Raw genomic sequence first — 21,720 nt, forward strand, 5'->3', positions numbered from 1 at the left:
ATGCTGCTAGAAGTCAAGGACCTGAACGTCCGCTTCGCCACCCACGACGGCGAGGTGAAGGCCGTGAACGGCATCGACCTGGACGTCGCGCGCGGCGAGACGCTGGGGATCGTGGGTGAATCGGGGTCGGGGAAAAGCCAGCTCGCTTTCGCGATCATGGGGCTGCTGGCCCGGAACGGCACGACCACGGGGTCGGTCCGCTTCGACGGGCAGGAGATCCTGAACGCGCCCGCCCGGACGCTGTCGAAGCTTCGGGCGGACCGGATCGCGATGGTGTTCCAGGACCCGATGACCAGCCTGAACCCCTACATGCGGGTGTCGGACCAGATGGCCGAGGTGCTGATGCTTCACAAGGGGATGGGCAAGGCGCAGGCGGTCGCGGAATCGGTGCGGATGCTGGACGCGGTCCGCATCCCCGACGCCCGCGGTCGGGTGAGGCTGCACCCGCACGAGTTCTCGGGGGGCATGCGCCAGCGGGTGATGATCGCGATGGCGCTGCTGTGCCGGCCGGACCTGCTGATCGCGGACGAGCCCACGACCGCGCTGGACGTGACGGTGCAGGCGCAGATCATGCAGCTTCTCGACGAGTTGCAGACCGAGTTCGGGATGGCGATGATCCTCATCACCCACGACCTCGGCGTCGTGGCGGGCTCGTGTGAACGGGTGATGGTCATGTATGGCGGGCGCACCATGGAACGCGCGCCGGTCGATCCGCTGTTCGCCGCGCCCTCGCACCCCTACACGCAGGGGCTGCTGGCGGCGATCCCGCGGGTGGACCAGAAGGGGGCGCGGCTGTCCGCGATCCCCGGCTCGCCGCCCAACATGACGCGGCCGCCCGCGGGCTGCCCGTTCGTGCCGCGCTGCCCCTATGCCATGGACATCTGCCAAGACGTCATGCCGCCGCTGGTCGAGTTGGAGCCCGCGCGCCGGCGCGCGTGCCACGCGGCGGTTGAACGGGTCTGGGCCGGCCCGCCCGCGCTGGTCGAGACGCCCGAGCCTGCCGCCGCCGAGATGCAGGAGCGGATGGCGGGCGATCTTCCCGGAAACCTGCCCGACGCCGCCGTGGCAGGGGCCGGCAGCGCGGGCGTCACGCCCGAGGGTGGCCGCTGATGGCCGCGCCGCTCGCCGCAGCAATGCTTGCCGGTGCGGGGTCGGGCTTCAGCCCCCGCCCGCGCCACGTGAAAGGAGCCCGTCGTCCATGACCGATCCCTTGACCAACGGCACCTCTGCCCCGCTTCTGGACGTCCGCGACCTGCGCGTGACCTTCGACATCCGCCGCGACGGCGACATGCCGTGGACCCCGTCTCGCCATCTCCGCGCCGTCAACGGCGTCGACTTCACGATCCATCCGGGCGAGACGCTGGGGATCGTGGGCGAATCCGGCTGCGGCAAGTCCACGCTCGCGCGGGCGCTGATCGGCCTCGTCCCCGCCACCGGAAGGGCGATCTGGCAGGACGGCACCGACCTTCTGTCGCTGAACCCGCGGCAGATGCTGCGCTATCGCAGCGACATCCAGATGGTGTTCCAGGACCCGCTCGCATCGCTCAACCCGCGCATGACCGTGGGCCAGATCATCGCCGAGCCGCTGACGACGCACCGCAAGGGCCTGTCGCGCGACGAGGTCAAGCTGCGCGTCAAGCAGATGATGGACCGCGTGGGCCTGCTGCCCAACCAGATCAACCGCTACCCGCACGAATTCTCGGGCGGGCAGTGCCAGCGGATCGGGATCGCCCGCGCCCTGATCGTCGAGCCGAAGCTCATCATCTGCGACGAGCCGGTATCGGCGCTCGACGTGTCGATCCAGGCGCAGGTCATCAACCTTCTGGACGATCTGCAGCGCGACCTGGGGCTCGCGCTGATCTTCATCGCGCACGACCTGTCGGTGGTGAAGCACATCAGCGACCGCGTGATGGTGCTGTATCTCGGCAAGATCATGGAACTGGAAACCGCCGACGAGGTCTATGCCAACCCGCAGCATCCCTACACGCAGGCGCTGCTGTCCGCGGTGCCGGTGCCGGATCCCGCGCGCGAACGGGCCAAGCGGATCATCCCGCTGGAAGGCGACCTGCCGTCGCCGCTTGCCCCGCCGTCGGGCTGCGTGTTCCGCACCCGCTGCCCGCGCGCGCAGGCGTTGTGTGCCGAGAAGGTGCCGGTCCTGACCGGCGGCCACGGCGAGCATGCGCACCGCTTCGCCTGCCACTTCCCCGGACCGCTGACGGCGGCCGAGATCGAGGCGCGCCGGGGCGTCGCCGCCTAAGGCACGCTTCACCCCAGCGAAAAGGCCCCGCCCCGTGACAGGGGCGGGGCCTTCTTCGTGATCGCGGCCGCGCGCGGCCCGGTGTGCCCGGTCAGTCCAGTTCGACCAGCAGGTCCTTGGCATCCACCTGCGCCCCGGGGCTGACATGCAGCGCCTTCACGATCGCCTCGCGGTCGGCGTGAAGGCCGGTTTCCATCTTCATCGCCTCGATGGTCAGCAGCAGGTCGCCCGGCCTGACCTTCTGCCCGGCCTGCACCGCGACCGAGGCGATGGACCCCGGCATCGGCGCGCCGACATGGGCCGGATCGCCGTCAATGGCTTTCGGCCGCGCGGCGGTCTTGGCCTTTGCAAGCCGGTTCGACACACGGATCACGCGCGGCTGGCCGTTGAGTTCGAAGAACACCCGCACGTCGCCCTCGTCCGACGTCTCGCCCACGGCCTGAAGGCGCAGCTCCAGCGTCTTGCCCGGGTCGATCTCGACCGAGATCTCCTCGCCCGGCTCCATCCCGTAGAAGAAGGTGCAGGTGGGCAGGGTGCGGACCGGCCCGTAGGTCGCGTGGCGGTGGGCGTAGTCGGTGAAGACCTTGGGATACATCAGGTAGCCGTTCAGGTCCTCGTCATCCAGGTCGGTGCCCGCAGCTTCGCGCGCCGCGCTGCGCGCGGCATCCAGATCGACGGGGGGCAGGTCCTTGCCCGGACGCTCGGTCAGCGCGGCCTCGCCCTTCAGCACCTTGGCCTGGATCCCCTCGGGCCACCCGCCGGGCGGCTGGCCGAGGTTGCCCTTCATCATGTCCACGACCGATTCCGGGAATGCGACCTCCACCGCCGGGTCCTCGACCTGCGCGCGGGAAAGCCCCTGCGACACCATCATCAGCGCCATGTCGCCCACGACCTTGGACGACGGCGTGACCTTCACGATGTCGCCGAACATCAGGTTCGCGTCGTGATAGGCCTGCGCGATCGCGGGCCAGCGGTCCTCCAGCCCCAGGCTGCGCGCCTGCGCCTTGAGGTTGGTGAACTGCCCGCCCGGCATCTCGTGCAGGTAGACTTCGGACGCGGGCGCCTGGTTGCCGGATTCGAAGGCGGCGTATTGCTGGCGCACCTGTTCCCAATAGGTCGAGAGCGCGCGGATCGTCGCCATGTCGAGCCCCGTGTCGCGCTCGGTGAACCGCAGCGCCTCGACGATCGACCCCAGCGCGGGCTGCGAGGTGCCGCCGGCAAAGCTGTCCATCGCCGCGTCCACCGCGTCCACCCCCGCCTCGGCCGCCGCCAGCAGGGTCGCCGCACCCGCGCCCGAGGTGTCGTGGGTGTGGAAGTGGATCGGCAGGCCGACTTCCTCCTTCAGCGCCTTGAAGAGGACGCGGGCGGCCGGAACCTTCAGCAGGCCGGCCATGTCCTTCAGGCCCAGGACGTGGGCGCCCGCCGCCTCAAGCTCCTTGGCCATGCCGACGTAGTAGCGCAGGTCGTACTTCGAGCGGTCCGGGTCCAGCAGGTCGCCGGTGTAGCAGATCGTGCCCTCGCAGACCTTGTCGGCCGCGATGACGGCGTCCATCGCGACGCGCATGCTCTCGACCCAGTTGAGGCTGTCGAACACGCGGAACACGTCCACGCCGGATTTCGCCGCCTGCGCCACGAAGGACTGCACGACGTTGTCGGGATAGTTGGTGTAGCCCACGCCGTTCGACCCGCGCAGCAGCATCTGCGTCATGATGTTGGGCATCGCGTGGCGCAGGTCCCGCAGGCGCTGCCACGGACATTCCTGCAGGAAGCGGTAGGCCACGTCGAAGGTGGCGCCGCCCCAGCATTCGACCGAGAACAGGCCGGCCATGTCCGCCGCATAGGTCGGCGCGACCCGGATCATGTCGATCGACCGCATGCGCGTCGCCAGCAGCGACTGGTGCCCGTCGCGCATCGTGGTGTCGGTGACGAGCAGGCGCTTCTGCGCCTTCATCCAGTCCGCGACGCCCTTCGGGCCGCGTTCCTCCAGCAGGTTCCGCGTGCCCGGCTGGACCTGCCCCTTTGGCACGGGGGCCTTGGGCGTCTTGAGATCGGCCGGCGGCTTCACCCGGCCCGCCGTTTCCGGGTGGCCGTTCACGGTGATGTCCGCGACGTAGGTCAGGATCTTGGTCGCCCGGTCCTGCGGGCGCTCGAAGGCGAACAGCCCGGGCGTCGTGTCGATGAACTTCGTCGTGTAGGTGTTGTCGAGGAAGGTCGGGTGCTTGAGCAGGTTGATCACGAACTCGATGTTCGTGGACACGCCGCGGATGCGGAACTCGCGCAACGCCCGGTCCATCCGCGCGATGGCCTGCTGCGGCGTGGGCGCCCAGGCGGTGATCTTGACCAGGAGCGAATCGTAGTAGCGGGTGACGACCGACCCGGCATAGGCGGTGCCGCCGTCGAGCCGGATCCCCATGCCGGTCGCGGTGCGATAGGCGGTGATGCGGCCGTAGTCGGGGATGAAGTTGTTCTGCGGGTCCTCGGTCGTGACGCGGCACTGGACGGCGTGGCCGCGCAGGCCGATGTCGGCCTGCGACGCCATGCCCGTCGCCTCGGCCAGCGGGCGCCCCTCGGCGATCAGGATCTGCGCCTGCACGATGTCGATGCCGGTCACTTCCTCGGTGACGGTGTGTTCGACCTGGACGCGGGGGTTCACCTCGATGAAGTAGAAGCGGCCGCTGTCCATATCCATCAGGAACTCGACGGTGCCGGCACATTCGTAGCCGACATGGGCGCAGATGCGGCGGCCCATCTCGCACACCTCGGCGCGCTGTTCGTCCGACAGGTAGGGCGCGGGCGCGCGCTCGACGACCTTCTGGTTGCGGCGCTGGACGGTGCAGTCACGCTCGAACAGGTGGTAGATCTGGCCGTGCTTGTCGCCGAGGATCTGGACCTCGACGTGGCGCGCGCGCTGGATCATCTTCTCCAGGTAGCCCTCGCCGTTGCCGAAGGCCGCCTCGGCCTCGCGCCGTCCCTCGCGGACCTTCGCTTCCAGCTCCTCGGCGTTGAGGATGGGGCGCATGCCGCGCCCGCCGCCGCCCCAGGACGCCTTGAGCATCAGGGGAAACCCGACCGCCTCGGCTTCGGCACGGATCGCGTCGAAATCGTCGCCCAGCACCTCGGTCGCGGGGATGACGGGAACGCCCGCCTGGATCGCCACCCGGCGGGCCGAGGCCTTGTCGCCGAGCGCGCGCATGGTTTCGGCGCGCGGGCCGATGAAGGTGATCCCGGCGGCGTCGCAGGCGTCCACGAAGTCGGGGTTTTCCGACAGCAGACCGTAGCCGGGATGGATCGCGTCCGCCCCGGACATCCTGGCCACGCGGATGATGTCCGGGATCGACAGGTAGGCGCCGACGGGCGACAGCCCCTCGCCGATCCGGTATGCCTCGTCCGCCTTGAAGCGGTGCAGGCCGAGCTTGTCTTCCTCGGCGTAGACGGCGACGGTCTTCTTGCCCATCTCGTTGGCGGCCCGCATGACCCGGATGGCGATCTCGCCCCGGTTAGCGATGAGAATCTTCTTGAAAGTCTTCATGATCGTCGGCGCTTTCAGCAGGCGGAGACGCGAGAGCCGCTCCGTTCGGGGATGACGTGTCGTTCCGGGCCGGGAATGGCCGCGCCAGCCGGCACGAGGTGAAGCCCCGAACGGCCGGAATAGTCGCGATCCTTCCGACGGATGCAACTGCCGCCGGACGATGAACCGGCGGTGACCTGCCCGCCCGGCGCATGGCTTGGGCGCGTCCGCACCCGGCAGACGGCTTTCGCAGGCGGGGGCCGGGGCAGGGCGAACCGGCGTTGCGCCCGGCCGAAACGGGACTAAACGGGGGGCGGAGCGGCAGGCCCGCCGCCACTCGGCGCGAAAGGAACACCGATGAGCGACAGCATCTATGCAGACCTCAAGCAGCTTGGCCACGCGACCACCCTGCCGCAGTCGCCCGACGAGGCAGAGCTGGAGCGGGTCGCGAACCCGCAGGCGGGCGTCGCCTACAACGTCCGCTTCACGGTGCCCGAGTTCACCTCGCTCTGCCCGATGACGGGGCAGCCCGACTTCGCGCATCTGGTCATCGACTACGTGCCCGGCGACTGGCTGGTCGAATCGAAGTCGCTCAAGCTGTATCTCGGGTCGTTCCGCAATCACGGCGCCTTCCACGAGGATTGCACGGTGTCGATCGGGCGGCGGATCGCGGGGTTCCTCGACGCGCGCTGGCTGCGGATCGGCGGCTACTGGTATCCGCGCGGCGGCATCCCCATCGACGTGTTCTGGCAGACCGGCGTGATGCCGGCCGACGTCTGGATCCCCGACCAGGGCGTGCCGCCCTATCGCGGGCGCGGCTGAGCGGGTGACGTTCGCCCTTTATGCCGCGGCCGCGCTGGCCGAGATCGCAGGCTGCTTCGCCTTCTGGGCGTGGCTGCGGTTTTCGCGGCACTGGTTGTGGACGGTGCCGGGTGCCGCGTGCCTCATCCTGTTCGCGGTCGTCCTGACACGGGTGGACGCGGCGGCGGCGGGGCGTGCCTTCGCGGCGTATGGCGGCGTCTACATCTGCGCATCGCTCGCCTGGATGTGGCTGGTCGAAGGAATGCGGCCCGACGGATCGGACGCGATCGGCGCGGCGCTGTGCCTTGGCGGGGCCGCCGTGATCCTGTTCGGACCGCGCGGCTGAGGTCACTTCTTCGACAGCGGCAGGGTGTCGTAGGGCGCGCGCCCCTCGGCCCGGTCGCGGTGCAGCGCCGCGCGGCCCAGCACCATCAGCGTGACCGGGGTCGTGACCAGCATCATCAGGCCCAGGAACAGCTCGGGCACCACCAGCCGCGACCCCAGGGTCGAGAACATCATCACCGACCCCAGCAGGATCCCGCCCGCGCCCCAGCTGGTCGCCAGCGTCGGCGCGTGCAGCCGGTCGTAGAAGTTGCCGAGCCGGATCAGCCCCAGCGCGCCGATCAGCGTGAGGATCGAACCGAGTGCGACGAACGCGGCGATGATCAGCGCCACCGACGGGGGAAGCTGCTCGAGATGGGTCATTCGATCACCTCGCCGCGCAACAGGAACTTGGCCATCGCGGTCGTCGCGACGAACCCCAGCGTGCCGATGACCAGCGCCGCCTCGAACAGGAAATGGGTGCCCTGGCGCATCCCGGTCACGACCATCAGCAGCATCGCGCAGACATACATCGTGTCGAGCCCCGTCACCCGGTCCTGCGCGCGGGGGCCGCGGATGGCGCGCATGCTGGCCAGCACCAGCGCGCTCACGAGACAGACCTGGGACAGCAGAAGCACCCAGGCGAGGATCAGCGCAGGGGTCATCGGAAGATCTCCATCAGCAGGGGTTCGTAGCGCGTCTTGATGGTGTGGGCCCAGTCGTCCTCGTCCTTCAGGTCGAAGACGTGCAGCAGCAGGTGGTTGTCGTCGGGGTCGAGGTCGATCCAGGCCGTGCCGGGGGTGGACGTGACGATGATGGCGAGCGTCGCCAGCGCGTTGCGGTTCGTCAGGTCCAGCGGGATGCGGACGAAGCCGGACTTGCGGCGGTGGCGCCGGCGGTCGTGCAGGATCAGCGCGGCCACGTTGTAGTTCGACTGGATGATGTCCAGCGCCACGCGGCCCGCGAGCCGCAGCATCATGCCGGGGCGCCGCAGCCTGACGCGGTCGGTGGCAAGGCGGCCGTAGCCCACGCCGGCGATCAGCCCGACCAGCACGCCCAGCACCAGCTGCCCGGTGGAGAAGCCGGTGAGGACCATCCAGAGGATCGTCACGAGGATGCTGACGACGGGGTGGGGGATCATGCTCATTCGGTGCCCGTCCCTGTCGGGGCCGTGGTCATCACCTTGCCGATATAGACCGAGTTCTGCGTCAGCGCCTCGGCCGTGCGGTCAAGGTAGCGCATCGCGGGCTCGGCCGCAAAGGTCAGCAGGACCAGCGTCCCGACCAGCGCCATGACGGACGCGATCTCGACCATCGGCAGCGGCGGCTCGTCGGCGTTGGCCCACAGGCTCTGGATGCCCCAGCGCACCATGGCAATCATCGTGGCCAGCCCCGACAGGATCAGCAGCGCGACGAACAGCCAGTGCCCCCACACGAACGGCAGCGTGGCCGCGACATCGACGGCGGGCGCCAGCATGGCGAGCTTGCCGACGAACCCTGCGAAGGGCGGCAGCCCCGCCACCACCATCACGCAGGTCAGGAAGGCGATCCCCAGAAGCGTCGTGGCCCCCGGGATCACCGGACCGACATCGCCGGTGGCGACCTCGTCCTCGGGGTCGAGGCCATAAGCCTCGGCCGTGACGGCCAGAAGCCCCGCGATCCCGCCTTCCTTCCGGCCGATCGGCTCGGCCAGCAGGAACAGCGCCGCGATCGCCAGCGTGGACGCGAACATGTAGTAAAGCCCGCCCGACAGCATCGGCGCGCTCTGGTATTCAAGCGCGAGGCCGACCACGCTCAGCAGCGTGCCGGACGACACGAGAACGAGGTTGCCGGTCATCCGGCTGAGATCCTGTGAGGCGAGCACGCCGACCATGCCGAAGACGATGGTGGCGAGACCACCGACGACCAGCACCTCGGCCCCGAACCCCGAGGACGCGCCGGCGGCCGGCCCGAAAAGCAGCATGCCGAGCCGGATCACGGTGTAGACGCCGACCTTGGTCATGATGGAAAACACCGCGGCGACCGGCGGGGCAGCGGCGCTGTAGGCGTTGGGCAGCCAGAAGCACAGCGGCCACATCGCCGCCTTGATCAGGAACGCGCCCGACAGCAGCACCGCCGCCGCGTGGATCAGCGGCCGGTCTGCGGCGGACAGGTTCGCCACCCGTGTCGCCAGGTCGGCCATGTTCAGCGTGCCGGTCACGCCGTAGATCAGCGCCACACCCAGCAGGAACAGCATCGCCGCCAGCAGGTTGATGGCGATGTAGTGCAGTCCCGCGCCCACGCGCGCGCGCCCGGTGCCGTGCAGCAGCAGGCCATAGGACGCGGCCAGCATCACCTCGAAGAAGACGAACAGGTTGAACAGGTCGCCGGTCAGGAAGGCGCCGTTGACCCCCATGAGCAGGAACTGGAACAGCGGCCCGAAATGCTGCCCGTTCCGGTGCCAGCGCGCGCCCGCGTAGAGAAGCGAGGGCAGCGCCAGCAGCGAGCCCAGAAGCAGCATCACCGCCGACAGCCGGTCCAGCACCAGCACGATGCCATAGGGCGATGCCCAGTCCCCCAGCAGGTAAAGCGACACCGCGTCGCCCGAATCCTTCGCCCGCAGGATCAGCGCGATCGCGACGACCAGCTGCAACCCGCAGGACGCGAGGCCGATCCCCTGCTTCAGCCTCCGCCGCCGCTCGTCGTACAGCAGCATGATCGCGCCCGAGACGAGCGGGATCAGGATGGGGGCGACGATCATGTGGACGGGAGAGATCACGGGTTGCGCTCCGATCCGTCGACGTGGTCGGTGCCGGTCAGCCCGCGCGAGGCCATGATGACGACCAGAAACAGCGCGGTGGTGGCGAAGCTGATGACGATGGCGGTCAGCACCAGCGCCTGCGGCACCGGGTCGGCGTAGACGTCCGGATCGACGAAGCCGCCCTTGGGCATGATCGGGGCCGCGCCCTCGACCAGCCGGCCCATCGCGAAGATGAACAGGTTGACGCCATAGGACAGCAGGCACAGCCCGATGATGACCTGGAAGGTCCGCGGGCGCAGCGTCAGCCACACCCCCGACGCGACCAGCACCCCGATGCTCACCGACAGGACCAGTTCCATCAGCGTTCCTCCTGGGACAGGGCCTCGGCCTCGTCGCGGGCGCGCAGGCGGGCCGAGCGCAGCGACTGGTGCGCGATGGCGATCTGGATCAGCACCGTGGCGCCCACCACGACCGCGAACACGCCAAGGTCGAACAGAAGCGCGGTGGCGGCGGGCACCTGCCCGATCAGCGGGATCGTCACGTACTGCGCATGCGCGGTGAGGAACGGATAGCCGAACAGCAGCGAGCCCGCGCCGGTCCCGACGGCAAACAGCAGGCCCGCGCCGATCCAGCGCACCGGCAGGATCGTGATCCGGCTTTCGATCCAGCGCACGTTGGTCGCGAGATACTGCAGCAGCAGGGCGATGGCGAACGCGACACCCGCGGCGAAGCCACCGCCCGGCAGGTCGTGGCCGCGCAGGAACAGATAGGCCGACATGGCGATCGCGACCGGGAACATCCACTGCATGATGACGGACGGGATCGCCATCATCACGTCATGGCGGGTCGGCTCCTTGCTGGCCTTGGCCTCGGCCTCGCACTCCGCCTCGGCGGCGCTGAGCGGCGGCAGCTCGACGAAGGTCTGCTGCGAGGGCAGGGCCACGCTTTCGGGCGCGGGGCGGAAGCGGCGCAGCAGCGCGTAGCAGGTCAGCGCCACGATCCCCAGGACAGTGATCTCGCCCAGCGTGTCGAAGGCGCGGAAGTCGACCAGGATGACGTTGACGGCGTTGGTGCCGCCACCCTCGGCATAGGCGTTGCGGCGGAACCAGTCGCCGATGGTCAGCCCCGGCGCGACCGTCATCACCGCAAAGGCGAGCGAAGCGACACCCACGCCGCAGACGGACGCGATGACCAGGTCCTGCGCCCGACGCGCGCGGGCCTGGTAACTCCTGTCTCCGGCGATTTCCTGGCTGCGCTTCGGCAGCCAGCGCAGGCCCAGAAGCAGCAGGACGGTCGTCACGACCTCCACCATCAGCTGCGTCACGGCAAGATCGGGGGCCGAGAACCAGGCGAAGGTCGCGGCCGTGACCAGCCCCGCCCCGCCCAGCAGGGCAAGGGCCGCGAAGCGGTGGTACTTGGCCTGCACGGCGGCGCCGATGGCGCAGCCGCAACCGGCCAGCCACATCAGCGCGAAGGTGATGTCGAAGTTCTGGAACAGCCCGCGCGGCCACATCCGCGTCGCGTCGATCAGCGTCGCCGCGGCGCCGGCGGCCACCAGCAGCACCACCAGCCGCATCTGCACCTGCAGGTGCCGGGTGCCGAAGCGGCGATAGAGCCGCAGCGACCATTTCCGCGTCAGAAGCAGCATCAGCCGATCGAACAGCGCCTGCGCCGAGAGCCGCTCGAGGAAGGCGGGCGCCTCGTTCGCGCGCTGGAGTCTCGGCGCCGCGATCAGGTACAGCACGGTGCCGAGCGCGAGCGCGGTCAGGCTCATCTTCAGGGGCGTGTTGAACCCGTGCCACAGCGCCAGGCTGTAGTAGGGCGCGTCGACCCCCAGCACCGCCAGCACGCCGGACTGCAGCACGGCCCCGATCATCGCGGCGGGCCAGAACCCGACCAGCAGCACCAGCAGCACCAGCAGCTCGACCGGGCGGCGCATCCAGGCGGCGGGCTCGTGCGGCTCCTTGGGCAGGTCGGTCGCGGGCGGGCCGAAGAACACCTGCACGATGAAGCGCAGCGAATAGGCAATCGAGAAGATGCTCGCGAGCGTCGCGAGATAGGGCAGGGCGGTGTCGAGCCAGGTTCCGTTGTGCCAGTCGGCCGCCTCGGCGAAGAACATTTCCTTCGACAGGAAGCCGTTGAGCAGCGGAACGCCCCCCATCGCCGCCGCGGCCACGATCGCCAGCGCCGAGGTGCGCGGCATGGAATGGCGCAGCCCGCTCAGCCGGCGCATGTCGCGGGTGCCGGTCTCGTGGTCGATGATGCCCGCTGCCATGAACAGCGACGCCTTGAACACGGCGTGATTCAGGATGTGGAAGATCGCGGCCACGATCGCGCCGCCGCTGCCGATGCCCGCCAGGGCGGTGATCAGGCCCAGGTGGCTGATCGTGGAATAGGCCAGCAGGCCTTTCAGGTCGTTGCGGTAAAGCGCGATCAGCGCGCCCAGGATCAGCGTGGCCATCCCGGTGCCCGCGACGATCCAGAACCACGCGGGCGTGCCCCCCAGCACCGGCGAGAAGCGCACCAGCAGGTACACCCCCGCCTTAACCATGGTGGCCGAGTGCAGGTACGCCGACACCGGCGTCGGCGCGGCCATCGCGTTGGGCAGCCAGAAATGGAACGGCACCTGCGCCGACTTGGTGAACGCGCCCAGAAGGAACAGGCCGAGGATCCACGGATACCATTCATGCGCGCGCACGATGTCGCCCGCGGCCAGCACGTCGTCCAGCCGGTAGCTGCCGACGACCTGCCCCAGCAGGATCATTGCGGCCAGAAGCGCCATCCCGCCCGTGCCGGTCACGATCAGCGCCGTGCGCGCCCCGTCGCGCGCGCCCGCGCTCTGGTGCCAGTAGCCGATCAGCAGGAACGAAAACACGCTGGTCAGCTCCCAGAACACGACCATCACGAGGATGTTGCCCGAGATCAGCATCGCGACCATCGCCCCCGCGAAGGCCAGCAGGAACCCGTAGAACCGCGGCACCGGATCGGCGGGGGACAGGTAGTACCGGGCGTAGATCACGACGAGGAACCCGATCCCGAACACCAGCAGCAGCATGAGCCAGGCGAAGCCGTCGACCCGCAGCGTCAGGTCGAGACCGATCGAGGGAACCCACTCGATCGTGCGGCTGACGACGCGGCCGTCGCTCACCTGGTCGAACAGCGCGGCCAGCGCCACCAGCCCGGCCAGCATCACGCCGCCGCCAAGCACGACCTCCCCGTTCCGGGCCGAAACCGGCATGGTGGTGGCCGCGATCGCGCCGAGGAACGGCAGGACCACCAGGAGGAGGATCAGGGTCTCGGCGAGCATGGGTCCGGTTTGCCGTCTTTCCTAGGTTTGTGCCAGTCGCGCCGGCACCAATTTCTTTTGTCTGCAGGCCGCCGCCGCAAGGGCAGGCTCGCCCGGCGGTCCGGCACGGCGGAAGGACGCCAGGGTCGCCGGACATGCGCCCCGGGGCGCGGGGTGGCCGCATCAGGCGGCGACCCGGCCCGAGCCGCGGGGTAGCAGATTACCCGCGTGCGTCCAGTCGCTACACGGGACGCCCGGTGCCCGTCAATCGCGGCCGGGACGGTTTCGGACGGCTGCGGTCAGGCCGCCGATGCCGATCTGGCGAGGCGGGGCAGGGCGCCCCTGCCTGCGCCGTCCCCTTGGCCGGCTGCCGTGACAATCGCGTGAGTCCGGGCCGCGGCGCAACGTGCGGGGCGGGGCGACGCCTTCGGCTCGGTCGGGGCTACGCCCTGGGCGGGGTCAGCCCGCCGCCGTCCCGCCGCCGCCGCGACAGGTCCAGCCGCGCCTCGGCGTCCGACAGTTCGCGCATCGTGCGGCGAAGATAGCTCAGATGCGCATGCGCGGCCTCGCGCGCGTCTTCCGGCCGCCGTTCCAGGATCGCGCCCGCGATCGCCATGTGCTGGTCGCGCAGAAGGTCGCGTATCTGGGGAATGGCGAACAGGCGGGCGCGGTTGTTCAGGACGTCGCTTTGCAGGACGGCCGACAGCGCGTGCATGATCTGGAGGAGGACGAGATTGTGGCTCGCCTCGTAGATCGCGGCGTGCAGGTCGGCGTCGGCCTCGGCTTCCTCCTGCGGGTCGGCGGTAACGTGGGCACGCTCGATCCGCTCGGCGCAGGCGCGGATGCGGTCAAGGTCCACGTCGTTGGCGCGCATCGCGGCCATCGCCGAGGCCGCGGTCTCAACCGTGTCGCGGAACTCCAGGTAGTCGTCGGCGACCTCGCCGCGTTCCGACAGCAGCCGGATCAGCGGATCGGTGATCGTGGCAGGGGCAAGCTGTGCCACGCGCGCGCCGCGCCCTTCCCTGCTGGTCAGGAGGCCCCGGCTTTCCAGGTCCTTCAGCGCCAGCCGCACCGTCGGGCGCGAGACGCCCAGCCGCACCGCCAGCTCGCGCTCGGGCAGAAGCGGCTCGCCCGGCCGCAGCGATCCCTCGAGGATCAGCCGCTCGATCCGCGAGGTCACGGCGCCGGCGGCGGTGGGGGGCTTGGCCGCGTCCGGGCCGGGCAGCGCATCGTTCATGCCGCCACGTTCGTGCCTGCGCGGCGGTTAGGCAAGCCCGCACGCGCTCAGCGCTTGACGGGTGCGGTAAAAAAACTTTACCAACGGCGGCAGGCCAGCATCATCGAAAGACGGGAGCGCCGCCCATGTCCACGATCGCCATGCCCGCGCCCGACGCGGACATCATCGCCCGTAAGGACGAGATCGTCGCCGCGCTGGCCGCCGTGCTGCCCGCGGACGCCGTGATCTTCGACCCCGAGGAAACCCGCGCCTACGAATGCGACGCGCTGACCGCCTATCGATGCCCGCCGCTGGCCGTGGTCCTGCCGCGCACGACCGCCGAGGTCGCCGCCGCGATGCGGGTCTGCCACCGGATGGGCGTCAAGGTCGTGCCGCGCGGGGCGGGCACGTCGCTTGCAGGGGGCGCGCTGCCCACTGCCGACAGCGTCATCATCGGCACGATGCGCCTGCGCGAGGTGCTGGAGATCGACACCGCCAACCGCTTCATCCGCGTGCAGTCGGGCGTGACCAACCTCTCCGTCAGCGCGGAGCTCGAGCCAGAGGGGTTCTTCTACGCGCCCGACCCGTCCTCGCAGCTCGCCTGCACGATCGCCGGCAACATCGGCATGAACTCGGGCGGGGCGCACTGCCTGAAATACGGCGTCACCACCAACAACCTGATGGGCGTGACGCTGGTGCTCGCCACCGGCGAGGTCGTCGAACTGGGCGGCCCCGCGCCGGGCGCCGAGGGGCTGGACCTCGTCGGCCTGGTCTGCGGGTCCGAGGGCCAGCTCGGCATCGTGACCGAGGCCACGTTGCGGATCCTGCCGCGGCCCGAGGGCGCGCGCCCGATGCTGATCGGCTTCGACAGCGCCGAGGTCGCCGGTGAGTGCGTCGCGCGGATCATCCGGTCGGGCGTCCTGCCCGTCGCGATCGAATACATGGACGACGTGTGCCTGCGCGCGGTCGAGGCATTCGCACAGGCGGGCTATCCCGACTGCACCGCCGTCCTGATCGTCGAGGTGGAAGGGTCCGAGGCCGAGATTGCCGACCAGACCGAGCGCATCCGCGCCATCGCCGCCGGGCTGGACCCGGTCGAGTTCCGCCCGAGCCGGACCGAGGCGGAGTCGCTCGCGATCTGGAAGGGGCGCAAGTCGGCCTTCGGCGCGATGGGGCGGATCGGCGATTATCTCTGCCTCGACGGGACGGTGCCTGTGTCGCAGCTGCCCTTCACGCTGAAGCGGATCGGCGAGTTGTCGAAGGAACACGGGCTCGAGGTCGCAAACGTCTTCCACGCCGGGGACGGCAACATGCACCCGCTGATCCTCTTCAACGCCAACAAGCCGGGCGACCTGGAGCGGGCCGAGGCGTTCGGGGCCGAGATCCTGCGCCTCTGCGTCGAGGTCGGCGGCTGCCTGACCGGCGAGCACGGCGTCGGGATCGAGAAGCGCGACCTGATGGGGCGGCAGTATTCCCGCGACGACATGGCGATCCAGATGGAGGTGAAGACGGCGTTCGATCCCGGCTGGCTGCTGAACCCGGCCAAGGTGTTCCCGCTGGACGAAAGCCGCCGCTTCCGTGAGGGCGCCGCGACATGGACGTGAGCGCCGCTTCCGAAATCGTGCCGGGTGACGAAAGCGAACTCGCGGCCTTCGTCGCCGACAGCGCCGCCGCGCGGCGGGCGGTCCGGGTCGCGGGGGGCGGCACGCGGCTGCCCGGCCCTGCTTTCGGCGACGGGGTGACGCTGACCACCCGCGGCCTGCGCGGCATCGTCACCTACGAGCCGGGCGAACTGACCCTGATCGCGCGTGCCGGCACGCCGGTGGACGAGATCGAGGCGGCGCTGGCCGCCGAAAGGCAGGCGCTCGCGTTCGAGCCGATGGATCATCGCGCCATTCTGGGCCGCACCGGCACCCCCACCATCGGCGGGATCGTCGCGGCCAATGTCTGCGGCCCGCGCCGGGTGCAGGCCGGGGCGGCGCGCGACCACCTGCTGGGCGTGCGCTTCGTGGACGGGCAGGGCCGCGTCCTCAGGAACGGCGGCCGGGTGATGAAGAACGTGACGGGCATGGACCTGGGCAAGCTGCTGTGCGGGTCGTTCGGGACGCTCGGGGTGCTGACGCAGGTCGCGCTGAAGACGCTGCCGGTGGCGGAATTGCGTCTGACGCTGGCGTTCCCCGACGTCTCGGCCCGGCAGGCGGTCGAGATCTTCTGCGCCGCGCTGGGCACGCCCTGCGAGGTTTCCGGCGCGGCGTTCGCGGACGGCACGGCATGGCTGCGGATCGAGGGGCTGGCGGGGCAGGTGGCCCATCGCCGCGACCGGCTGGCGGCGTTGTTCCGTGGCCGGCGGATCGAGGTTATGGACGACGCGGGGACCTTGTCCCTGTGGCGCGACCTGCGCGACGTGCGGCAGTTCGCGGGATCGTCTGAGCCGATCTGGCGGATCGTCGCCAAGCCGACCGACGCCCCGGCGGTCGTGGATGCGCTGGGGCTGCTCGGCGGGCGGGCGTCACTGGACTGGGGCGGCGGGTTGATCTGGTATGCCGGGCCGGGCGGCGCCGATGCCGTGCGCCGGGCGGCCGTTTCCGGTCACGCGACGCTGGTCCGTGGCGGCGCGGCGGACGGTCCCGTGTTCCAGCCGCAGGCTCCGGCCGTCGCCGGGCTGGCGGCCGCGATGCGGCGCACCTTCGACCCGGCCGGGATCCTCAATCCGGGGCTGATGGGGAGCTGACATGCAGACGACCTTCACCGACGCGCAGCTTGCCGACCCGCTCACCCGCCGCTCGAACGAGATCCTGCGGTCCTGCGTCCATTGCGGCTTCTGCACGGCGACCTGCCCGACCTACAAGGTGCTGGGCGACGAGCTCGACAGCCCGCGCGGCCGCATCTACCTCATCAAGGACATGCTGGAAAACAGCCGGGTGCCGGACGAGGCGACCGTCACCCACATCGACCGCTGCCTGAGCTGCCTCAGCTGCATGACGACCTGCCCGTCGGGCGTGAACTACATGCACCTGGTCGATCATGCGCGCGAATACATCAACGAAAACTACCGCCGCCGCTGGGACGACCGCGCGCTGCGCTGGCTGCTGGCGCGGGTCCTGCCCCATCCGGGCCGGTTCCGGCTGGCGCTGATGGCTGCGCGCGTCGCGCGGCCGTTCCGGCGGATGCTGCCCGACGCGCGGCTGCGGGCGATGCTGGACATGGCGCCCCCGCGGCTGCCCGCGCGCAGTCCCGGCGACCGCCCGCAGGTGTTCGCCGCCGAAGGCACGCGCAGGCGGCGGGTCGCGCTGCTGACGGGCTGCGCGCAGCGGGTGCTGAACACCGACATCAACGACGCCACGATCCGCCTTCTGCGCCGCCACGGCTGCGAGGTCGTGGTGCCGAAGGGCGTCGGCTGCTGCGGCGCGCTGACCCACCACATGGGCCGCGCGTCCGAAAGCCACGCGATGGCCGCGGCCAACATCCGCGCGCTCGCGGCCGAGATGGATGGCGAGGGGCTGGACGCGCTCGTCATCAACACCTCGGGCTGCGGCACCACGGTCAAGGACTACGGTCACATCTTCGCCGGGGGGCCGCTTGCGGCCGACGCGGCGCGGGTCGCGGCGATCGCGAAGGACGTGACCGAGCTGATGGCGGAACTGGCGGCCGACGGCGGCCTGGCGGGTGCGACCGGGGCCGGGCCGCTGCGCGTCGCCTATCACTCGGCCTGCTCGCTCCAGCACGGGCAGCAGGTGCGCGCGGCGCCGAAGGATCTGCTGAAGGCGGCCGGGTTCGAGGTGGTCGAGCCGCGCGACCCGCATATCTGCTGCGGCTCGGCCGGCACCTACAACCTGCTGCAACCGGCGATCTCGGCCGACCTCAAGGCGCGCAAGGTGGCGACGATCGAGGCAACCCGCCCGCAGGTCATCGCCGCGGGCAACATCGGCTGCATGATGCAGATCGGGTCGGGCACCGGGATCCCGGTCGTCCACACGGCCGAGCTTCTGGACTGGGCCACCGGCGGGCCGCGGCCGCGCAGTCTGCCGTGACCAGGCGGTGGTCCTGCCCGGGCACGCCGATCGACAGCGGCGGGGCAAGAAGGCGTCGGTCAGTTCCCGTATCCGGAATAGCCGCTGTATCCACCGTATCCGCCATTCCCTGCCGAGGGATCGACGATGACGGGCGCCTGAGTGGCATAGGGGTTCGTCGCGCTCTTAGGACTGTAGCGAGAGCCGTACTGCCCGTAGGGATTGTTGATGCTGTCCGGGCTGTAGCGGCTGCCGTACTGCCCGTAGGGATTGGAGACGCTGTTCGGGTCGTACCTGTTGGCATTCAGATTGCCGAGGTACTTCCCGTCGGACGGGTCGACGAGGATCAGACCCTGAGCCTGGGCGAAGGCAGGGAGCAACGATAACACGAGGGTGGCAAGGCGCAGCATTCTCTTCTCCATCAGGGGCAACTCTGTCGGGATTAGCCGAAATGCGTTGAGCGATTACTAACGGGCGCGCTTTCTCGCTCGTCTGCCTGCTGCGTTCACCCGCCCCTCACCCCGGCGGCGCGCCCCCCATCGCGCGCGTCAGCTCGTCCGCGACCTCGCGCACGCTCGCGCCCATCGCCGGCAGCCCTTCGACCGGCAGCCGTGCCGCCAGCGCCGAGATCGAGATCGCGCCGACCGGATCGCCCGTGGGTGACCACACCACCGCCGCCACGCAGCGCATGCCCGGCGTGAACTCCTCGTCGTCCACAGCATAGCCGCGGGCGCGGGTGAGGCCTATTTCGGCGTGCACTGCTTCCAGCGACGTCAGGCTGTGCCGGGTCGCGGGGCGCAGCCCGTGGCGGGCGACGAGCGCGTCAATCGCGTGGTCCGGCCAGGTCGCCACGATCGCCTTGCCCATGCCCGAGTTCATGACCGGCGCGCGGCCGCCGGGCGGGGCGATGGCGCGGATGATCTCGCGGCTCTCGACCTGGGCCACGGTGATGACCTCGCCGTCCTCGAGCACGCCGAGGTTCGCGGTTTCGCGGCTGAGGTCGCGCAGGCGGCGCAGGAACGGCAGCGCCGCGGCGATGAAGCTTTGCCAGCGCGTGAACGCCACCCCCACCGCGAACGCCTTGCGGCCGATGTGCCAGCGCGTCGCGGCCGGGTCGAACTGCGCGAAGCCGCGCTGCTCCAGCGTCGTGAGAAGCCGGTGCGTGGTCGACGGCGGAAGCCCCGTCTCGCGCGCAAGCGCGGTCAGCCGCGCGCCGCCCGTGTGCGAGGCCAGCGCCTCGAGCAGCGACAGCGCGCGGTCGACCGATTGCACCGTCCCGAGCTTTTCCATGCGACCCTGATCTTCCACATCGTGGAAAACTTCTACCCCCATCTGGCAACCGGCGCCGCCAGGGCGCACCTTCCGTGCCAATCCTGAGACGAGTGGAGTTTCCCATGACCGACCATGTCGAACGCGCGGGCCTTCGGGTCGCCCCCGTGCTGGCCAGCTTTGTCGAGGAGCGGCTGCTGCCCGGCCTGCCCGTCACCCCCGACGCGTTCTGGGCCGGCTACGCCGCGCTTCTGCGCGATCTCGCGCCGGAAAACCGCCGCCTGCTGCAGGTGCGCGAGGATTTGCAGGGCCGGATCGACGCCTGGCTGAAGGACTGGCGCGAGAAGGACTGGGACAACGCCGCGTGGCAGGATTTCCTGCGCGAGATCGGCTACATCGTCCCGGAAGGGCCTGCGTTCGAGGTCGAGACGGGGCCGACGGATCCCGAGATGTCGCAGGTCGCGGGTCCGCAGCTGGTCGTTCCGGTGATGAACGCCCGCTTCGCGCTGAATGCCGCGAACGCCCGCTGGGGATCGCTGTATGACGCGCTCTACGGCACCGATGCGCTGCCGGGCGCGCCCGAGGGCAAGGGCTATGACGAGAAGCGCGGCGCCCAGGCCGTGGCATGGGCCGCGCAGTTCCTGGACGACGCGCTGCCGCTGGAAAGCGGCAGCCACGCCGACGTGACCGCGTGGCGGGTCGAAGACGGCCGCGCCGTCGCCACGATCGGCGGCCGCGACGTGGGACTTTCCGATGCGGCCGCATTCGTCGGTCATTCGGGCGGCCGGGCGACCGGGTCGCGGTCGATCCTGCTGCGCCACAACGGCCTGCACGTGGAACTGGTGTTCGACCCCGCGCACCCCGTCGGCGCCGCCAGCGCCGCGGGCCTGCGCGACGTTGTCCTGGAATCGGCGCTGACGGCGATCCAGGACCTCGAGGATTCGGTCGCCGCGGTCGATGCCGCCGACAAGGTGCTCGCCTACACCAACTGGCTCGGCCTGATGCAGGGCGACCTGGCCGAGACCTTCGACAAGGGCGGCCGCAGCATGACCCGCCGCCTGAATCGCGACCGCGACTTCATCGCGCCGGACGGGTCCACCCTGACGCTGCCCGGCCGCTCGGTCCAGCTGGCGCGGAACGTGGGCCACCTGATGACGACCGACGCCGTGCTTCTGGACGGGGCCGAGACGCCCGAGGGGATGATGGACGCGGTGATGACGGTCGCCGCTGGCATGCACGACCTCGCGAAGACCGAGGGGCCGCGCAACTCGCGCACGGGGTCGATCTACATCGTCAAGCCCAAGATGCACGGGCCCGAGGAAGCGGCCTTCGCCGACCGCACCTACGCCCGGGTCGAGGAGATGCTGGGCCTTGCGAAGGGCACCGTGAAGCTGGGCCTGATGGACGAGGAACGGCGCACCTCGGCGAACCTGCGCGAATCCATCCGCGCGCTGAAGGGCCGGATCGTGTTCATCAACACGGGCTTCCTCGACCGCACCGGGGACGAGATCCACACCGTAATGCAGGCCGGCCCGGTGCTGCCCAAGGCCGAGATGAAGGACGCGGCCTGGCTTTCCGCCTATGAGAACGGGAACGTGGACGCGGGCCTCGCGGCCCGGCTGAACGGCAAGGGCCAGATCGGCAAGGGAATGTGGGCCAAGCCCGACGACATGGCCGACATGCTGGCCGCCAAGGCGATCCACCCGCAGGCGGGCGCGACCACCGCGTGGGTGCCGTCGCCCACCGCCGCCACGCTGCATGCGGTCCACTATCACCAGGTCGACGTGGCCGCGCGGCAGGCCGAGATCGCCGGCCGCGAACGCGCCAGCTTCGACGCGCTGATGACGCCGCCGCTGATGGGCAAGCGCAACCTGTCCGAGCAGCAGGTCGCGCGCGAGATCGACATGAACACCCAGTCCATCCTCGGCTATGTCGTGCGCTGGATCGACCAGGGCGTCGGCTGCTCCAAGGTGCCCGACATCGACGACGTGGCGCTGATGGAGGACCGGGCGACGCTGCGGATCTCGGCCCAGTTCCTCGCCAACTGGCTGCTGCACGGGATCATCACCGAGGACCAGGTGGACGAGAGCCTGCGCCGGATGGCGCTGGAGGTGGACCGCCAGAACGCCGCCGACCCGCTCTACCGGCCGCTCGCCCCGGGCTACGACGGGCCGGCCTTCAATGCCGCGCGCGACCTGATCGTGAAAGGCGCAGCGCAGCCCTCGGGCTACACCGAGCCGCTGCTGCACCAGTGGCGCCGGGTGGCGAAGGCGTCGTGAGGGGCAGGAGAAGAAGCCCTGACCCGACCTGACC

Annotated in this window: 18 protein-coding genes; 8 read left to right on the forward strand and 10 right to left on the reverse strand. The window is 70.1% G+C overall.

What is annotated here, in order from left to right:
* Both ELI80_RS04075 and ELI80_RS04080 read left to right on the forward strand, forming a co-directional pair.
* Positions 1–1,110 (forward strand): oligopeptide/dipeptide ABC transporter ATP-binding protein, encoded by a 1,110-nt coding sequence (locus ELI80_RS04075; RefSeq protein ID WP_136649746.1) that lies wholly within the window; start codon positions 1–3, stop codon positions 1,108–1,110.
* Between the two features lie 88 nt (positions 1,111–1,198).
* Complete coding sequence (locus ELI80_RS04080; protein ID WP_136649747.1) at positions 1,199–2,257, forward strand: oligopeptide/dipeptide ABC transporter ATP-binding protein; 1,059 nt, start codon at positions 1,199–1,201, stop codon at positions 2,255–2,257.
* 91 nt (positions 2,258–2,348) lie between these two features.
* Here ELI80_RS04080 and ELI80_RS04085 read toward each other — a convergent pair whose 3' ends face one another.
* Positions 2,349–5,786: a pyruvate carboxylase gene (locus ELI80_RS04085; protein ID WP_136649748.1), complete on the reverse strand. Its 3,438-nt coding sequence runs from the start codon at positions 5,784–5,786 to the stop codon at positions 2,349–2,351.
* Between the two features lie 336 nt (positions 5,787–6,122).
* Between ELI80_RS04085 and queF the strand changes: the two genes are divergently transcribed.
* Together queF and ELI80_RS04095 are read left to right on the forward strand one after the other, a co-directional pair.
* Positions 6,123–6,587, forward strand: a complete 465-nt coding sequence (gene queF / locus ELI80_RS04090; protein WP_136649749.1) for a preQ(1) synthase — start codon at positions 6,123–6,125, stop codon at positions 6,585–6,587.
* A 4-nt stretch (positions 6,588–6,591) separates the two neighbouring features.
* Positions 6,592–6,912 (forward strand): YnfA family protein, encoded by a 321-nt coding sequence (locus ELI80_RS04095; protein WP_136649750.1) that lies wholly within the window; start codon positions 6,592–6,594, stop codon positions 6,910–6,912.
* A gap of 2 nt (positions 6,913–6,914) precedes the next feature.
* On the opposite strand, the gene mnhG is transcribed toward ELI80_RS04095, so the two are convergent.
* The 7 genes from mnhG to ELI80_RS04130 all read right to left on the reverse strand — a co-directional run bounded on the left by mnhG (position 6,915) and on the right by ELI80_RS04130 (position 14,149).
* Positions 6,915–7,271 (reverse strand): monovalent cation/H(+) antiporter subunit G, encoded by a 357-nt coding sequence (gene mnhG / locus ELI80_RS04100; protein ID WP_136649751.1) that lies wholly within the window; start codon positions 7,269–7,271, stop codon positions 6,915–6,917.
* The gene (locus ELI80_RS04105) at positions 7,268–7,552 is read right to left on the reverse strand and encodes a K+/H+ antiporter subunit F (RefSeq protein WP_136649752.1); all 285 of its coding nucleotides are present in this window, start codon (positions 7,550–7,552) and stop codon (positions 7,268–7,270) included. The genes mnhG and ELI80_RS04105 overlap by 4 nt, the downstream gene beginning before the upstream one ends.
* Positions 7,549–8,034 (reverse strand): Na+/H+ antiporter subunit E, encoded by a 486-nt coding sequence (locus ELI80_RS04110; RefSeq protein WP_136649753.1) that lies wholly within the window; start codon positions 8,032–8,034, stop codon positions 7,549–7,551. Before ELI80_RS04110 ends, ELI80_RS04105 begins: the two co-directional genes overlap by 4 nt.
* Positions 8,031–9,644 carry a monovalent cation/H+ antiporter subunit D gene (locus tag ELI80_RS04115; RefSeq protein ID WP_236641316.1) on the reverse strand — a complete coding sequence of 538 codons (1,614 nt, stop codon included), beginning with the start codon at positions 9,642–9,644 and terminating at the stop codon, positions 8,031–8,033. The genes ELI80_RS04110 and ELI80_RS04115 overlap by 4 nt, the downstream gene beginning before the upstream one ends.
* Entirely contained in the window at positions 9,641–9,985 is a 345-nt protein-coding gene (locus tag ELI80_RS04120; RefSeq protein WP_136649754.1) for a Na+/H+ antiporter subunit C, read from the reverse strand. Before ELI80_RS04120 ends, ELI80_RS04115 begins: the two co-directional genes overlap by 4 nt.
* The gene (locus ELI80_RS04125) at positions 9,985–12,933 is read right to left on the reverse strand and encodes a monovalent cation/H+ antiporter subunit A (protein WP_136649755.1); all 2,949 of its coding nucleotides are present in this window, start codon (positions 12,931–12,933) and stop codon (positions 9,985–9,987) included. The genes ELI80_RS04120 and ELI80_RS04125 overlap by 1 nt, the downstream gene beginning before the upstream one ends.
* A 421-nt stretch (positions 12,934–13,354) precedes the next feature.
* Positions 13,355–14,149, reverse strand: coding sequence for an FCD domain-containing protein (locus ELI80_RS04130; protein ID WP_136649756.1), 795 nt, complete (start codon positions 14,147–14,149; stop codon positions 13,355–13,357).
* A gap of 134 nt (positions 14,150–14,283) precedes the next feature.
* On the opposite strand from ELI80_RS04130, the gene ELI80_RS04135 reads away from it, so the two are divergent.
* The 3 genes from ELI80_RS04135 to glcF are packed head-to-tail and all read left to right on the forward strand — an operon-like array spanning position 14,284 to position 18,159.
* Entirely contained in the window at positions 14,284–15,732 is a 1,449-nt protein-coding gene (locus ELI80_RS04135; protein ID WP_201740551.1) for an FAD-linked oxidase C-terminal domain-containing protein, read from the forward strand.
* A complete protein-coding gene (gene glcE / locus ELI80_RS04140) occupies positions 15,723–16,859 on the forward strand; it encodes a glycolate oxidase subunit GlcE (RefSeq protein ID WP_136649758.1) in 1,137 nt (378 codons plus the stop codon). The genes ELI80_RS04135 and glcE overlap by 10 nt, the downstream gene beginning before the upstream one ends.
* 1 nt (position 16,860) lies before the next feature.
* A complete protein-coding gene (gene glcF / locus ELI80_RS04145) occupies positions 16,861–18,159 on the forward strand; it encodes a glycolate oxidase subunit GlcF (RefSeq protein WP_136649759.1) in 1,299 nt (432 codons plus the stop codon).
* Positions 18,160–18,218: 59 nt separating this feature from the next.
* Here glcF and ELI80_RS04150 read toward each other — a convergent pair whose 3' ends face one another.
* Both ELI80_RS04150 and ELI80_RS04155 read right to left on the reverse strand, forming a co-directional pair.
* Positions 18,219–18,548 carry a hypothetical protein gene (locus tag ELI80_RS04150; RefSeq protein WP_201740548.1) on the reverse strand — a complete coding sequence of 110 codons (330 nt, stop codon included), beginning with the start codon at positions 18,546–18,548 and terminating at the stop codon, positions 18,219–18,221.
* Between the two features lie 106 nt (positions 18,549–18,654).
* A complete protein-coding gene (locus ELI80_RS04155; protein WP_136649761.1) occupies positions 18,655–19,428 on the reverse strand; it encodes an IclR family transcriptional regulator in 774 nt (257 codons plus the stop codon).
* A gap of 104 nt (positions 19,429–19,532) precedes the next feature.
* Between ELI80_RS04155 and ELI80_RS04160 the strand changes: the two genes are divergently transcribed.
* Positions 19,533–21,686 carry a malate synthase G gene (locus ELI80_RS04160; RefSeq protein WP_136649762.1) on the forward strand — a complete coding sequence of 718 codons (2,154 nt, stop codon included), beginning with the start codon at positions 19,533–19,535 and terminating at the stop codon, positions 21,684–21,686.
* The last annotated feature ends 34 nt before the right edge of the window (positions 21,687–21,720 follow it).

Origin of the sequence: Paracoccus aeridis, from assembly GCF_004923205.2 — a bacterium.
GTDB classification, from domain to species: Bacteria; Pseudomonadota; Alphaproteobacteria; order Rhodobacterales; family Rhodobacteraceae; genus Paracoccus; species Paracoccus aeridis.